Source organism: Curtobacterium sp. MCSS17_006 (assembly GCF_003234215.1).
GTDB lineage: Bacteria > Actinomycetota > Actinomycetes > Actinomycetales > Microbacteriaceae > Curtobacterium > Curtobacterium flaccumfaciens.
Map to the genome: position 1 here is coordinate 38,026 of NZ_QKSO01000013.1, position 14,187 is coordinate 52,212.

General features: G+C 71.5%; 12 protein-coding genes. 8 read left to right on the plus strand and 4 right to left on the minus strand.

Annotated features, from left to right (window positions below; all coding sequences use genetic code 11):
- Positions 1-42: 42 nt before the first annotated feature.
- Genes DEJ21_RS12975 through DEJ21_RS12985 form a run of 3 tightly spaced genes read right to left on the minus strand, consistent with a single transcriptional unit; the run spans position 43 to position 3,715 of the window.
- Entirely contained in the window at positions 43-2,277 is a 2,235-nt protein-coding gene (locus DEJ21_RS12975; protein WP_111224843.1) for a YhgE/Pip family protein, read from the minus strand.
- The gene (locus DEJ21_RS12980; RefSeq protein ID WP_111224844.1) at positions 2,274-3,062 is read right to left on the minus strand and encodes a hypothetical protein; all 789 of its coding nucleotides are present in this window, start codon (positions 3,060-3,062) and stop codon (positions 2,274-2,276) included. The genes DEJ21_RS12975 and DEJ21_RS12980 overlap by 4 nt, the downstream gene beginning before the upstream one ends.
- A complete protein-coding gene (locus DEJ21_RS12985; protein WP_111029758.1) occupies positions 3,059-3,715 on the minus strand; it encodes a TetR/AcrR family transcriptional regulator in 657 nt (218 codons plus the stop codon). Before DEJ21_RS12985 ends, DEJ21_RS12980 begins: the two co-directional genes overlap by 4 nt.
- 160 nt (positions 3,716-3,875) lie before the next feature.
- On the opposite strand from DEJ21_RS12985, the gene DEJ21_RS12990 reads away from it, so the two are divergent.
- Both DEJ21_RS12990 and DEJ21_RS18285 read left to right on the plus strand, forming a co-directional pair.
- Positions 3,876-7,547, plus strand: coding sequence for a S8 family serine peptidase (locus DEJ21_RS12990; RefSeq protein WP_181435879.1), 3,672 nt, complete (start codon positions 3,876-3,878; stop codon positions 7,545-7,547).
- Positions 7,548-7,710: 163 nt separating this feature from the next.
- Positions 7,711-7,875 carry a hypothetical protein gene (locus DEJ21_RS18285; protein WP_155896763.1) on the plus strand — a complete coding sequence of 55 codons (165 nt, stop codon included), beginning with the start codon at positions 7,711-7,713 and terminating at the stop codon, positions 7,873-7,875.
- A gap of 105 nt (positions 7,876-7,980) precedes the next feature.
- Here the strand turns inward: DEJ21_RS18285 and DEJ21_RS12995 are convergent, their stop codons facing one another.
- On the minus strand, positions 7,981-8,154 hold the full coding sequence (locus DEJ21_RS12995) for an antitoxin (protein WP_071248465.1): 174 nt from the start codon (positions 8,152-8,154) through the stop codon (positions 7,981-7,983).
- A 210-nt stretch (positions 8,155-8,364) separates the two neighbouring features.
- Here DEJ21_RS12995 and DEJ21_RS13000 point away from each other — a divergent pair, with 210 nt between their 5' ends.
- The 6 genes from DEJ21_RS13000 to DEJ21_RS13025 all read left to right on the plus strand — a co-directional run bounded on the left by DEJ21_RS13000 (position 8,365) and on the right by DEJ21_RS13025 (position 14,180).
- Positions 8,365-9,699 carry an adenylosuccinate synthase gene (locus DEJ21_RS13000; RefSeq protein WP_017886319.1) on the plus strand — a complete coding sequence of 445 codons (1,335 nt, stop codon included), beginning with the start codon at positions 8,365-8,367 and terminating at the stop codon, positions 9,697-9,699.
- Between the two features lie 2 nt (positions 9,700-9,701).
- Positions 9,702-10,262, plus strand: coding sequence for a low molecular weight phosphatase family protein (locus DEJ21_RS13005; RefSeq protein ID WP_258375062.1), 561 nt, complete (start codon positions 9,702-9,704; stop codon positions 10,260-10,262).
- 214 nt (positions 10,263-10,476) lie between these two features.
- Complete coding sequence (locus tag DEJ21_RS13010; protein WP_111224847.1) at positions 10,477-10,968, plus strand: SRPBCC family protein; 492 nt, start codon at positions 10,477-10,479, stop codon at positions 10,966-10,968.
- A 257-nt stretch (positions 10,969-11,225) separates the two neighbouring features.
- A complete protein-coding gene (locus tag DEJ21_RS13015) occupies positions 11,226-12,200 on the plus strand; it encodes a CPBP family intramembrane glutamic endopeptidase (protein WP_111224848.1) in 975 nt (324 codons plus the stop codon).
- Positions 12,187-13,512 carry a sensor histidine kinase gene (locus tag DEJ21_RS13020; protein ID WP_111224849.1) on the plus strand — a complete coding sequence of 442 codons (1,326 nt, stop codon included), beginning with the start codon at positions 12,187-12,189 and terminating at the stop codon, positions 13,510-13,512. The genes DEJ21_RS13015 and DEJ21_RS13020 overlap by 14 nt, the downstream gene beginning before the upstream one ends.
- Positions 13,509-14,180 carry a response regulator transcription factor gene (locus DEJ21_RS13025; RefSeq protein WP_111224850.1) on the plus strand — a complete coding sequence of 224 codons (672 nt, stop codon included), beginning with the start codon at positions 13,509-13,511 and terminating at the stop codon, positions 14,178-14,180. Before DEJ21_RS13020 ends, DEJ21_RS13025 begins: the two co-directional genes overlap by 4 nt.
- Positions 14,181-14,187 lie beyond the last annotated feature (7 nt).

Sequence of the window (14,187 nt, forward strand, 5' to 3'; positions counted from 1 at the left end):
GCCCGCGTGCAGCGGGCGCCGGCCCCCGGCGCCCCGGCCCCGCTACCCGATCAGGCTCGGGCGCAGGTCGCGCAGCGTGCGGGAGCGGGTCTGCCGCGCCGTGACCACGAAGGACACCAGGAGCGCCCCGAGCAGCCAGCAGAGCAGCACGCCCGCGTCCGACCACGCGGCGCCGAGGTTCCCGCCGTACATCGTCTGCCGGATCGCGTCGACCGAGTACGTCATCGGCAGCGCGAAGTGCAGCGCCGCCAACGGCCCCGGCAGCGTCTGCCACGGGAACGTCCCGCCGGCGGTGACGAGCTGCACGAGCATGAGCACCAGGCCGAGGAACTGCCCCACCGATCCGAGCAGCACGTTGAGCGCCATGATGATCGCCGCGAAGGTCGCCGAAGCCAGGACCATGATCCCGATCGTGCCGCCGACGTGCACCACGTTCAGGTCGAGGGCGAAGCGCACGATGAAGAACAGCGCCACCATCTGCACCAGGCCGAGGAGTGCCGGGGTCAGCCAGCCGCCGAACACCACCGCGAGGGGCTTCCGCACCGCCGTGATCGCACGCTTGGAGATCGGCTTGAGGATGAGGAACAGCGCGTACATGCCGATCCAGGCCGCGAGCGAGATGAAGAACGGCGCGAGGCCGGCACCGTAGTTCGACGCGGCGGCGACGTTGTCGTCCCCGACCTTGACCGGGTCGGAGATGACCGAGGCCTGCGACGCACGCTCCGAGGCGTTCGACGCCGGGATCTTCGTGCGGCCCTCGTCGAGCGACGACGCGAGCTTCGATGAGCCGGTCGTGAGCTTGTCCAACCCCGACGCGAGCGACGAGGCGCCCTGGTCAGCGGTCTTCGCACCGGTCGCGAGCTGCGACGCACCGGACGACAGCGTCGGAGCGGCCGAGGCCAGCTTCGATGTACCGGCGGCCACCTTCGACGCGCCCGACGAGACCTTCGAAGCACCGTCCGCGGCGGTGGCGATGCCGGACGACAACTCCGGGGCCTTCGCGGCGAGCTTGCCGGTGCCGGCGGCGAGTTTGTCCGAGCCGTCGGAGAGCTGCTGGATGCCGCTCGTCAGCGCCGGGGCCTGCTCGGCGAGCTGGGAGGCGCCCGCGGACACCTGCGCGCTGCCGGTCTTGAGCTTCTGCAGGTTGCCGGACAGGTCGCCGGCCCCGGTACCGAGCCTGGTGCTGCCGGCCTGCAGGTTGTCGAGCCCGGCGAGCAGCCGGGTCTTCTGTTCCTCGGAGAGCACCGTGGAGGCTTGGACGACGGGCTTCAGCGACGCGACGAGTTCCGGCGATTGCGCAGAGAGCTGCTGGACGCCCGCGATGAACGGTGCAGCCTCGTCGGCCAGCGTGGCGTTCCCGGCGGCGACCTGCGACGCACCAGTGGACAGGCGCGCAGAGTCGGAGGGAAGCGAAGCCGTCTGGTCACGGAGCTGGTGCAGCCCGGACTGCAGCTGCTGCGCCCCACTGTCCAACTGCTGCGTCTGCGACGGCAGCGCAGCCGTCTGCTGCTGCGCGCTGGCCAGCCCGGACGCCAGGGTCGACGCCCCCGACGCCACCTGCTGCGCCCCGCTGTCGAGCTGCTGGGTCTGCGACGGTAGGTCGGCCGTGCCGGACGCGAGCTCCGCCGCGCCGGACGACAGCTTGCCGGTGCCGTCCGCGAGCGTGTGCGCACCACGGTCCGCCTTCTTGGTCCCGGAAGCGAGCTCATCGGCACCGTCGACGGCGTCGCCGAGGCTGTCGCGGACGTCGGCGAGTCCGACGAGCAGGGTCTTCGCGGCCTGCTTGCCGACGCGCTCGGCGACGGCGGTGCGCATGGTCTTGCCCGCCTGCTCGGCGATGGTCGAGGCCAGGTACGAGTTGGTGTCGGCCGTGGTCATGACGAGCTTCGCCTGCGTCGGGTCGTCGGACTGCGCGGACACCAGGTGCTCGGAGAAGTCGTGCGGGATGGTGACGACGAAGTCGTACGTGCCGTTGCGGACGCCGGAGCGGGCGTCGGCGGCGCTGGTCTTCGTCCACTTGAAGTCGGCGCCGTCGATGGCCTCCTTCGTGACGTCCTTGCCGTAGTCGACGTGGTCGCCGTCCAGCGTGGCACCGGCATCGAGGTTCACGATCGCGGCGGGGATCTGGTCGAGCTTCGCGTACGGGTCGCGGTTCGCCCACAGGTAGGCGCCGCCGTAGAGCAGCGGCACGATCATCAGCGCGATGAACGCCAGGCGTGCGAGCGGTGTCGCGGTGAGCCGCGCGAGTTCTGCGCGGACGAGCGAGGTGGTGGTCACTTCTGTGCCTCCGTCGGGACGGTTGCGGATGCTTCGGTGACGGAAGGAGCGGCCGGGAGGCCCGGCTCGGTTCCGTCGGTTCGGGCCACGTCCTCGGGGTCCTCGGTCTGGGGCGTCGCGAGCGTCGCGACGTCGTCGTGCGTTTCGACGCCGCCGTGCGTCTCGACGCCGTCGTGCGTGTCGATCGTGTCGAGCAGGTGCTCGACGGTGGTGGCGGCGGCCTTCGAGGTCACGAGGACCACGGTCACGCCCCGTCGTGCGACGTCGCGGACCACCTGGAACCAGTCCTCGACCGCGCCGCCGTGCCGCTCGGGCGAGGTGATCACGATGCCGGTCACACCGTCGCGCAGCAGGGCGAGCTCGACGAGCAGCCGGACGCGCACGGCGGTCGGCACCCGCTGCACCGCGGTGTCGACGTAGTCCCGCAGTCCGAGCTCGTCGAGCACGGTGTCGACGTGCTCACGGTTCGGGCGCTGCCCGGCGAACGCGAGCTCCTCGCGCACGATCTGCTTGAGGGTCATGACGGGGAAGGGCTCGGCGACCCCGGGGGTGTCCACGAGGGCGAACGAGCGGCGGACGGCTGCCGGGTCCTCGTGGCCGTCGAGCAGCAGCCGGCCGGTGTCGGGCTGCATGCGGCCGCCGGCGACGAGTGACGCGAGCACGGGTGCCTGCTCGGTCTCGACGGCGAGGACCCCGGGGCGTCCCGGGGCGACGACGGCGGAGACGACGGGCAGGGGTGCGCCGGGCTCCTCGCCGATGCCGACGTGGTCGAGTTCGAGCGTCATGCGTGGTCCTTCGGGGCAGGAGTGGGAGCGGGAGCAGCGGGTTCGGAGAGCAGTGCTGTGCGCCAGTCGATGCCGGCCATGCCCAGCGCCGACACCACCACCATGCGCCGTCCGTCCTCGTCGCTCGTGCCGGAACGGGTGGCCTCGTCGAGGACGGCGATGCACGCGCCCTCGACCAGACGGCCGAGGGTCTCGGGGTCGACGTCGTCCCGCATGGCGCCGTCGGCGATTCCGAGCGCGCACGCCTGGCGTACCTGCGAGCGCAGCGGCGCGAACACCTCGGCGACGGGTTCGGCGAACGGGCTGCGCACGGCGACCCGGGCCATCGAGCGGACGTGCGACACCTCGGTCCAGAGCGTCACAGCGATGGCGGCGAGGCGTGCGGCCGGCGGGAGCTCCTGCAGGTCCGATGCGGTGGGCATGGCTGCGGCGATCCGGGCGGCACCGGCGGTCACGACCTCGCGCACCAGGTCGTCGCGGGAGGGGAAGTGTCCGTACACCGCACGGCGCGAGAGTCCCGCAGCCGCGGCGATCGTCTCGATCGAGGCGTCCGGGTCCTGCTGCAGACAGGTCTTCGCCGCATCGAGGAGGGCTGCCCGGTTCTCCGTGGCGTCGCGGCGGGGCGCGCGGGAGGGCTGCTCGGTGGTGGTCACGCACCCCATCGTAATAACGTGCACACGGGTGTGCAACTTAACAGGTTCCGTCCCCCGGACGAGGGGAGTCCCCCAAAGTGCGGACTGTCTTCCCTGAGAACGAACGCATAGCTTCACAGGAATCTCATGCGAACCACGGACTGAGCCAGGAGTGCCCTCTTTGAACCGTGCAACACCGAACACCGACCCGAACCCAACCCCCCATCGCTTCACCCGCGTCCTGACCGCCGGCATCGCCGTCGCGGCCCTCGCGTGTGGCGGTCTCGCAGTCGGGGGCGCGGCCTCCGCAGCTCCGGCCGGGATCTCGGTGGCCGACCTCAAGCTCTCCGCCCCGCTCCGTGACGCCAAGCCGACGAAGACCGTCGCCGCGTTCGTGCGCACGACCGGCCAGGGTGCCCTCGAAGTGGACGCCAAGGCGAAGGGCGGGGACCTGACGAAGTCGCGGACCCAGTCCTCCGCGGCCAAGAACCGCGTCGAGGCGATCCAGTCGACCGTCGCCGCGGTGCGGTCGGCCGTCAAGCGCGCCGACGCCGACGCGACCGAGCTCTACTCGACCGAGTACACCGTCCCGGGCGTCGCGGTCGTCGCCGACGTCGACGCGTTCCGGGAGATCGCGGAGCGCTCCGACGTCGAGAGCATCATCCCGCTCACGCCGAAGAAGATCGTCGAGCCGACGGTCAACGAGAACGCCGGCGCCGCTCCCTCGGGTGTCGACCCCAGCCTGGTCCAGCCCGGTGTCGACGGCGTCGCGCCGAAGAACGCCGCGAGCGACGTCTACACGCGCTCGCTCAACGCCTGGCAGCAGACCGGCCACACCGGCAAGGACGTCAACGTCGCCGTCCTCGACACCGGTCTCGACTACACGCAGGCCGACTTCGGTGGCCCCGGCACCACCGAGGCGTACCAGCAGGCCCTGGCGAACGCGAGCGGCGGCGCCCCGGACCCCAGCCTGTACGACGCGTCGAAGTTCCTCGGCGGGTACGACTTCGCCGGTGCGACCTACAACGCCGACCCGACGGACCCGGACGCCTACGACCCGGTGCCGGCTCCCGACGACAACCCGATCGACGGCAAGGGCGGCGACCACGGCACGCACGTGTCCGGCTCGATCGCCGGCTACGGCCTGACCGCCGACAAGCAGCAGTTCGACGGCGACTACACCAAGCTCACCACGCAGCAGGTGCAGGACATGTGGATCGGTCCGGGCACCGCGCCCGAGGCCGGCCTGTACGCCCTGAAGGTCTTCGGTGACAACGGCGGCTCGACCGACGTCACCGGTGCCGCGCTCGACTGGGTGGGCCAGGCGCTCACCGAGGGCAAGGACATCAACGTCCTGAACCTGTCGCTCGGCTCCGACTACGGCGCACCGGACGATCCCGACAACGCCAAGATCGACGCACTGACCGCGCGCGGCGTGCTCCCCGTGATCGCCTCGGGCAACGCCGACGACTTCACCGACATCGGTGGGTCGCCGGGCAACGCCGAGGGCGCGCTCACCGTCGCCGCGAGCGCGACCGGACAGTCGCTCTACGACGGCGTGCAGGTCACCGCTCCGGCCGACGTCGCGAAGACCTACCGGTCGCAGTACTCGTCGAACTTCAAGGGCACCCTGCCGGTCGAGGGCGACGTCGTCGTCCCGACCGCGAACATCGACGGCTGTGCCGCGTTCAGCGCCGCCGACGCCGCGAAGATCGAGGGCAAGGTCGTCTGGCTGAAGTGGACGGACGCCGCGCTCGAGTGCGGTTCCGCCGTGCGCTTCAACAACGTCGAGGCCGCCGGCGGTGTCGGCGTCCTGCTGGCGGGCACGCTCGACACGTTCGAATCCGGCATCGGTGGCAACGCGACCATCCCGGGTGCCGAGCTGACCGCGAAGAGCGTGGCGAGCCTCCAGGCCACCGCGAAGGCGGGGACCCTGCACGTGCGCTTCGCGGACGAGCTCAAGGGCTTCGAGGTCGCCATCGAGGCGGACGCCGTGAACACGCTCGCGTCGTTCACCAGCCGTGGTGTGCACGGATCGTTCGACGACATCGTCAAGCCGGACATCGCCGGCCCCGGGGTCAACGTGATCTCCGCGGCCAACGGCACCGGTGACGGCCGCATGTCGATGAGCGGTACCTCCATGGCCACGCCGGACGTCGCGGGCATCGCGGCGCTGACGTTCCAGTCGCACCCCACATGGTCCGCCCCGCAGGTCAAGGCGGCCCTGATGAACACGGCGACGCACGACGTGAAGGACGGCAACCGTTCGGCCACCCTGCTCCGCCAGGGCACCGGTCGCGTGGACGCACTGCAGGCGGTCACCGCCGGCACCACGGTCCGCAGCGCCGAGAACGACCAGCTCGTCACCGCGTCGTTCGGCGTCGTCGAGGTCGCGAGCGGGACGAGCGAGACCCGCACCCTGCAGATCGACAACACCGACAGCACGGCGCACACGTACAACGTGTCGTACCAGCCGCAGGTGTCGCAGCCGGGTGTGACCTTCGCGCTCAGCTCGAAGCAGGTCACGGTGCCCGCCAACGGCACCGCGTCGGTCACGCTGACGTTCTCGGTCGCCGACGCGACGAAGCTCCGCCGGGTCATCGACCCGACCCAGGAGGCCGTCCAGCAGGGCTACCAGCGCGAGTTCGTGGCAGCAGCCTCCGGCATCGTGGCGTTCGCGCCGACCGACAGCTCGCTCAACCCGATGCGCCTCGGGGCCTACGTGGCCCCGAAGCCCGTCAGCGCGGTGCGGGCACGGACCACGGTCTCGTTCACGGGGCCGGGCAAGTCGGCCGAGCTCACGCTCAAGGGCCGCACGCTCGACCAGGGCGGGCTGACGACCGGCTACCACGCCGCCGTCGCTCCGTTCGTGCTCGGCGGCACCGACCCGGCCGAGGCGTTCCCCGAGGGTTCGGCGACGCGCTCGCTGCAGGCGGCCGACGTCCGTTCCTACGGTGCGTCGTACGACAAGGCGTCGGGAACCCTGGCGTTCGGCGTGCAGACCGCTGGTCCGGACGCGAACCCGGGCGCCGTGACCAACGTCGAGGTCCTCATCGACACGGACCGTGACGGCGAACCCGACTTCCTGGTGTACAACGCGAAGTCGGCTGCCGTGGACGCCACGTTCGCCACGACGGTCGACCTGGCGAAGGCCGCCCTGGACGACCCGGACGTCGACCCCGTCGTCGACGTCCAGCCGCTCAACGGCGGTGCGCCCGGACAGGACGTGAACACCTTCGACAGCTCCGTGAAGGTGCTGACCGTCGCTGCGAAGGCCATCGGTTCGTCGAAGAAGTTCGACTACACCGTGCTGACGGAGTCGGCCTACGCCCCGGGCGCCGCCACCAGCGGTTCCTCGGTCGTGGACGAGACGAAGACGGCCACGTTCGACCCGTCGAAGCCGAAGCTGTCGTTCTCGCAGGACGGCACCACCGGCGTGCTGTTCGCCGACGCCGACTCGCTCACGGTCACCCGCGCCTCGGGTGTCACCAAGGCGACGGTGCTGCTGCTCCACCTCGACAACGCGGCGGGCAAGCAGGCCGACACGTCGACGATCAACGTGGTCCCGCCGAAGCTCGCACTGGCGAAGGGGAGCAAGGTCACGGTGAGCGGGACGGCGAAGGTCGGCTCGACCCTCACCGCGAAGCACGGCACGTGGAGCACGACGAAGGCGACCTACAAGTACCAGTGGCTGCGTGACGGCAAGGTCGTCAAGTCGGCAACGGGTACCAAGTACAAGCTCGGCTCGTCCGACGTCGGGCACCGCATCAGCGTGCAGGTGACGGCCCACGCCTCCGGGTACGAGGACGGCACGGCCAAGTCCGGGGCGACCGCGAAGGTCACGCGCCGCTAGGACAGGGTGCGCGCGGTTCACGCGCCACATGGTGAGCAGAAGAGGTCGGGTCCCGAGTGGGGATCCGACCTCTTCTGCTCGCGAAGCACGGGGTGCCCTGCGCGAACGCGTGTTCAGGACAGGTAGTTAGACAAACTAGTGAATTGGTGCCAGTGTGGCTCCCATGCAGAACACGCTGAACCAGCTTCGGTCCAACCCGGTCGAGTGGCGCCGTCGTGGACTCACCCCGCCGGACGTCATCCAGGCCATGATCGAGCAGCGCCTGGCCGAGCCGGGGCACTCCCAGCCCGTCGGCGACCCGTCGTACCAGGACTTCTTCCGGAGCTGATCCGGGTCGGCCCGGGTGACCCGGGACGCACCGACCGACAGACGGGAGGCGCGGTGCCAGCTGGCACCGCGCCTCCCGTCCCTGTCTTTGGTGACGTCTCGGACGTCACTTGCCGATCTTGCCGTCGGCCGCGTCCTCGGCCTTGCCGATCTGGTCGCCGTGTCCGCCGCCGGTCGCCTTGTCGGCCGCGTCGCCGGCCTTGTCGAGGCCGGCGTCCGTTGCCTTCTCGCCCTTGTCACTGTCGGCGAAGTCCTTCGCCTTGTCTCCGATGCCGCTCATGTCGTGCTCCTTTCGCGTCTTGGATCTGGACGCGTCCGACCGTGCTCCGACCGATCCGGACGGACATCCAGGTGCGCTCCATGTGGACAAGCGACCCGCCGTCCACAGGACGTCACAGCGGGTGACGCGCAGGTGACCAGCCGATAGACTCGGGTGGACCACCGGCCCGGACGGCCGTGTGCGGTCCTCCGCCAACGTGAGGAGAACCAGATGCCCGCAGCAGTCATCATCGGAGCCCAGTGGGGCGACGAGGGCAAGGGGAAGGCCACCGACCTCCTCGGCTCCCGCATCGACTACGTCGTGAAGTTCAACGGCGGCAACAACGCCGGCCACACCGTCGTCGTCGGCGGCGAGAAGTACGCCCTGCACCTGCTGCCCTCCGGCATCCTGACGCCCGGCGTGACCCCGATCATCGGCAACGGCGTCGTCGTCGACCTCGAGGTGCTGTTCCAGGAGCTCGACGCCCTGCGCGCCCGCGGCGTCGACGTCTCGAAGCTCCTCGTGTCGGCCAACGCCCACGTCATCACGCACTACCACCGCACCGTCGACAAGGTGACCGAGCGGTTCCTGGGCAAGCGCCAGATCGGCACCACCGGTCGCGGTATCGGCCCGACCTACGCCGACAAGATCAACCGCGTCGGCATCCGGATCCAGGACATCTTCGACGAGAACATTCTGCGCCAGAAGGTCGAGGCAGCGCTCGACCAGAAGAACCACCTGCTGGTCAAGGTCTTCAACCGCCGCGCGATCGACCCGGAAGAAGTCGTCGAGTCGCTGCTGTCCTTCGCCGAGCGCCTGCGCCCGATGGTCGCCGACACCGCCCTCGAGATCCACCGTGCGCTCGAGCGCGGCGAGACCGTCCTGTTCGAAGCCGGCCAGGCCACCATGCTCGACGTCGACCACGGCACCTACCCGTTCGTCACCTCGTCGTCCGCGACCGCCGGTGGCGCCGCGACCGGTTCGGGCATCGGCCCGGGCAAACTCGAGCGGATCATCGGCATCGTCAAGGCGTACACGACCCGCGTCGGCGCCGGTCCGTTCCCGACCGAGCTGTTCGACGAGTCGGGCGAGTTCCTTCGTGCCAACGGCTTCGAGTTCGGCACCACCACCGGCCGCCCGCGCCGCTGTGGTTGGTACGACGCCCCGATCGCCCGCTACACGGCACGCATCAACGGCGTGACCGACTTCGTGCTCACCAAGCTCGACGTCCTGACCGGGCTCGAGACGATCCCGGTGTGCGTCGCGTACGAGGTCGACGGCGTCCGCGTCGACGAGGTCCCGGTCAACCAGTCCGACTTCCACCACGCGAAGCCGGTGTACCAGGAGTTCCCCGGCTGGACCGAGGACATCACCGGAGCCCGCACCTTCGACGACCTGCCGAAGAACGCCCAGGACTACGTCCTGGCGATCGAGGCGATGTCCGGCGCACGGATCTCCGCGATCGGTGTCGGCCCCGGCCGTGACGCCATCGTCGTGCGGCACGACCTGCTCGGCGACGACGAGCGTGCCGACCAGCGCGCCGGCGAACGCACTGACGCAGCGTGACGATGCGGATCCTGTTCGTCTGCAGCGGCAACATCTGCCGGTCGCCGCTCGGCGCGCAGGTCCTGACGGCACGACTCGGCCCGGACGCCCCCGCGTTCGTGGTCGAGTCGGCCGGCACCATCGCCGACGACGGTGCCGCGATGGACGGCGCCGCGGCGGAGCAGTCCGTCCGGCTCGGGGGCGACCCGTCGGCCCACCGGTCGCGGTACCTGACGGCCGAGATCGTCGCGAGCGCCGACCTGGTGCTGACCGCCGAGCGATCGCACCGTGCGGCCGCCGTCTCCCTGGCGCCCCGGGCATCCAAGCGGACCTTCACGATCAAGCAGTTCGCGCGGGTGCTCGCCGGCCTCGAGCCCGGTGACCTGGCCGACGTGACGACCCCGCAGGAACTCGTGGAGCGGGTCGCCCGGCTGCGGGGAACGGTCCCGCCGCCCGCCGACCCGGCGGACGACGACGTGGACGACCCCTACCGTCGCTCGACGGCGACCCATCAGCGCGTCGCCGACGAGATCGACGTGGCGCTGGCGCTCATCGCCGACGCACTCCGGGCAACGCTGCGCTGACGCCGCTGCCGCTGCCGCTGCCGCTGCCGCTGCCGCTGCCGCTGCGCACGGTGCGCGGTTGTTCGCCCGGTGCGAGGTTGACGGCCTGGTGCAGGGCTCTAGCGGCGCACGGAGCGAGCAAGCTCGCACGGGCCGAGGGACGCCGCACGGTGCGAGTCCGGCGAAGTTCGCACGGGCCGCCGCACGCCGCACCGTGCACGTGCGAGGATGACTCATGCCCGTCGTCGAGTCCCGCTGCGTCGTCCCGGTCGAGCCCGACGTGGCCTTTGCCGTCTCGCAGACACAGGGGGCGATCCGGAAGCGGTGGGACCCCTTCATCCGCCGCCAGCACCTGATGGACGGCGCCACCGTGCCGGCGAAGGGCGTCCGGACGTACACGGTGCAGCGGTTCGGGCTGGCGATGGAGAGCGAGTACGTCTCGTACCACCCGCCGTCGAACGTGGGGATGAAGATGACGAAGGGCTCGTGGTTCTTCGAGCGCATGGGCGGGGGCTGGCGCTTCACGGCGGCCGAGGGGCAGCCCGGACACACCCTGGCCGTCTGGCGCTACAACTTCACGTGCCGGCCGAAGTGGCTCGCGCCGATCGCCGAGCGCATCGGCGCGCTGGTGCTGCAGCGGGACATCGACCGGCGCATCCTGGGGTTCGCCCGCGGCTGCGAGGACCCCGTCGTCCTGGCCCACGTGGCCGCACAGCGCGCTGCCTGACCGGACCCGCGAGACGCCGGTGTCGTGCGGCGCGAGTCGGTTCGGAAGACGCCGTCGTCGTGCGGGGACGCCGCCGAGTGCTCGAGACGCCTCCGAATACGGCGGCGTTTCGAGCGCACGGCGGCGTCGAGCGATGACGACGGCGTGTTCATGAGTGCCAAATCGACCGAAAGGCACTTGCATCCTTCGATGGAACTCCCACAGGTGCATCCCGAAGCCGGTCGTCCCCGAGCGCCCGGTTTCCTAGCGTCGTGTGCATGACGAACACCACCGAAGTCCGGCCCACCGCCGGCACCGCAGCCCGCGACCGAGGGGGTGTCCGCGGCCTCATCGCCCGGCACCCGCTCGTGTCCTTCTTCACCATGGCACTCGGCCTGAGCTGGCTCGCGTGGGTGCCGTACATCCTGTCCCCGCACGGCATGGGCGTGTGGGACATCCACTTCCCCGAGGTCCTGGGCAGCGCTCAGTTCACGGGCGTCCTGCCCGGGGCGCTCCTCGGCCCGTTGGGCAGCGCGTTCATCGTCACCGCGGTCGCCGACGGTCGCGCGGGGCTCCGCCGCTGGGTGGGACGGCTGTTCCGCTGGCGGGTCGCCTGGTACTGGTACGCGCTGGCGCTCGTCGTCGTGCCGGCCCTGATCGTCGTCTCCGCGCTGCCGTTCGCCGGTGGTGACGTGCGTGCCCCTTCGGCACTTGCCTTCGCCATGCTCGTGCCCGGCCTGATCATCCAGCTGTTCTCGACCGGCCTGAGCGAGGAGCCCGGCTGGCGCGACTTCGCCCTGCCCCGCCTGCAGCACCGCTTCGGGGGCCTCGGCGCCGCCGCGATCCTCGGCCCGATCTGGGCGCTCTGGCACATGCCGCTGTACCTCAGCGACTGGGGCGGCTGGCCGAACGCGCACTGGAGCGAGCCCGTCGTGTTCGCCCTGTTCACCATCACCTTCAACGTCGTGATGATCCAGGTCTTCAACAAGACCCGCGAGAGCCTGCCCCTGGCCCTGCTGCTGCACGTCGGCGTGAACAACACGATCTCGACGCTGTTCCCCGAGATGTACCCGAGCATGACCGCCGGCACGCTGATGATCGGCCTGACGATCATGTCGACGATCGCCGCCGTGGTGCTGCTCGCTGTGACCCGTGGCCGCCTGGGCTACGACCCCGCCCGACGCGGCCTGCCCCTCGACGCACCGGTCCCCACCCGCGCCCGCCTCGTAGGATCCAACGATGGCACCCGCTGAGCACGACGCGCTGCGCGCACCGGCCGAGCCGGCAGCGCAGCGCGCCCGCCGCGTCGACGTCGTCGTCGCCCTCGGCACGGCCGTCGTCGCCCTCGGGCTGCTGCTCGGCCTGCCGCCCCTGGACGCCCTCGAACCGGACGGCCCCGCCCTGGCGATGCGGGTCCCCGCACCGTTCACCCTGGCGTGGAGCGTCCTGGCCCTCGGCCTGCTGGCCCAGTCGGCCGCCCTGCTCGCCGCCCGTCGAGCACCGCGCACCGTCCTGATCGTGGTCGCCGCCCTGCCGGTGGTGGTCGCGGCGCTCGCCCCGGAGTCGTCCGACCTGTTCGGCCTCACCGCACTGCCCGTGGTCGTCGCCGTCGTCCTCGCCGCACTCCGCGTCCCGCTGGCCCGCCTGTGGCCGACGCTCCTGGTCGCCGGCGCACTGGTCGCCGCCGGCAGCGCGGTGCTGGCCGCCGTCGCCGGTGACACGACGGCCGCCGTGTCCGGCTCGCTCGGGCAGGGCGTGCTGCAGGCGATCGGCGCGGTCGGCCTGCCCCTGCTGGTCACCCTGCTCGTGCAGTCCCGCCGCGAGGTCCGTGTCGCCCGCACCGCCGAGGCCAGCGCCGTGAACCGGGAGCAGGACGCCCTGGTCGACGCCGCGGTGTCCCGCGAACGTGCGGCGATGGCCCGTGAGCTCCACGACATCGCCGCCCACCACCTGTCCGGCATCGCACTGATGGCCGCCGTCATCGACCGGCAGATCGACGCGGACCCGGAGCGTGCCCACGAGGGTGCCCGCCAGGTCCGCGAGCAGAGCACCGCCGTGCTCGAGGACCTCCGCCGCCTGGTCGGCCTGCTCCGCGACGACGCCCCTGCCGAGCGCGCCGTCGAGACGGTCGCCGGGATCGTCGACCTGGCCGAACGTGCCCGGTTCCGCAGCGACGTCCGGCTCGACGTGCTGCCGGGGGACCGCCCGCTGGCCGACGGCGTCGGCCCGCTCGCCCAGCTCGCCGCCTATCGCACCGTCCAGGAGGCGCTGGCCAACGCCGCCCTGCACGCCCCGTCCGCCCCGTGCACCGTCACCATCGACGACCGCGACGCGACCCGGGTGGTGATCCGGGTGGAGAACGCACCGGCCACCGTGCCGGCAGCGGGGACCTCTCCCTCGGGCGGCAACGGCCTGCGGGGGATGCGCGAGCGGGCGGACCTGGTCGGGGCGCGCCTCCAGACCGGCCCGACCGCGACCGGCGGATGGCTGGTGGAGCTGGCGCTCGGCCGGGAGGCACCTGCCGCACCCACGCAGGCCGCCGACGGAACCGGGGTGGTCGCGTGATCCGCGTGCTGGTCGCGGACGACCAGCCCCTGGTCCGCGCCGGGGTGTCCGCGCTCCTCGGTGCGGAGCCGGACATCGAGGTGGTCGGCGTGGCCGCCGACGGCGGCGAGGCGCTCGCGCTGGCGCGCGAGACGCGACCCGACGTCGCCTGCCTGGACATCCGGATGCCGGTGATGAACGGCATCGAACTCGCCCGGACCTTCTGCGCCCCGGACGCCGATCCGGCGATCCCCGCGCTCATGCTGACGACGTTCGACCTGGACGACTACGTGTTCGGGGCGCTCGAGGCCGGTGCCTCCGGGTTCCTGCTCAAGGACGCCGAGCCGGACACCATCGTCGACGCCGTGCGGCAGGTCGCCGCCGGCAACGGCACGCTCGACCAGGCCCTGACCCGGCGGGTGCTGCGGGAGTTCGTGTCGCGGCGGAGCCTGCAGCCGGTCTCCGGCGACCGGGCCGACGGTGTGCTGACCGCCCGCGAGCGCGAGGTGCTCCTGCTGCTGGCGCAGGGGATGTCGAACGAGGAGATCGCTGCTGCGCTCGTGCTCGAGGTGTCGACCGTCAAGTCGCACCTGGCGCGGATGCTGCCGAAGCTCGGGGTGCGGTCGCGGCTGCAGGCCGTGGTGTGGGCGTACCAGAACCGGATCGTGACGGTGCCGGAGCAGCCGTAGCGGGCCC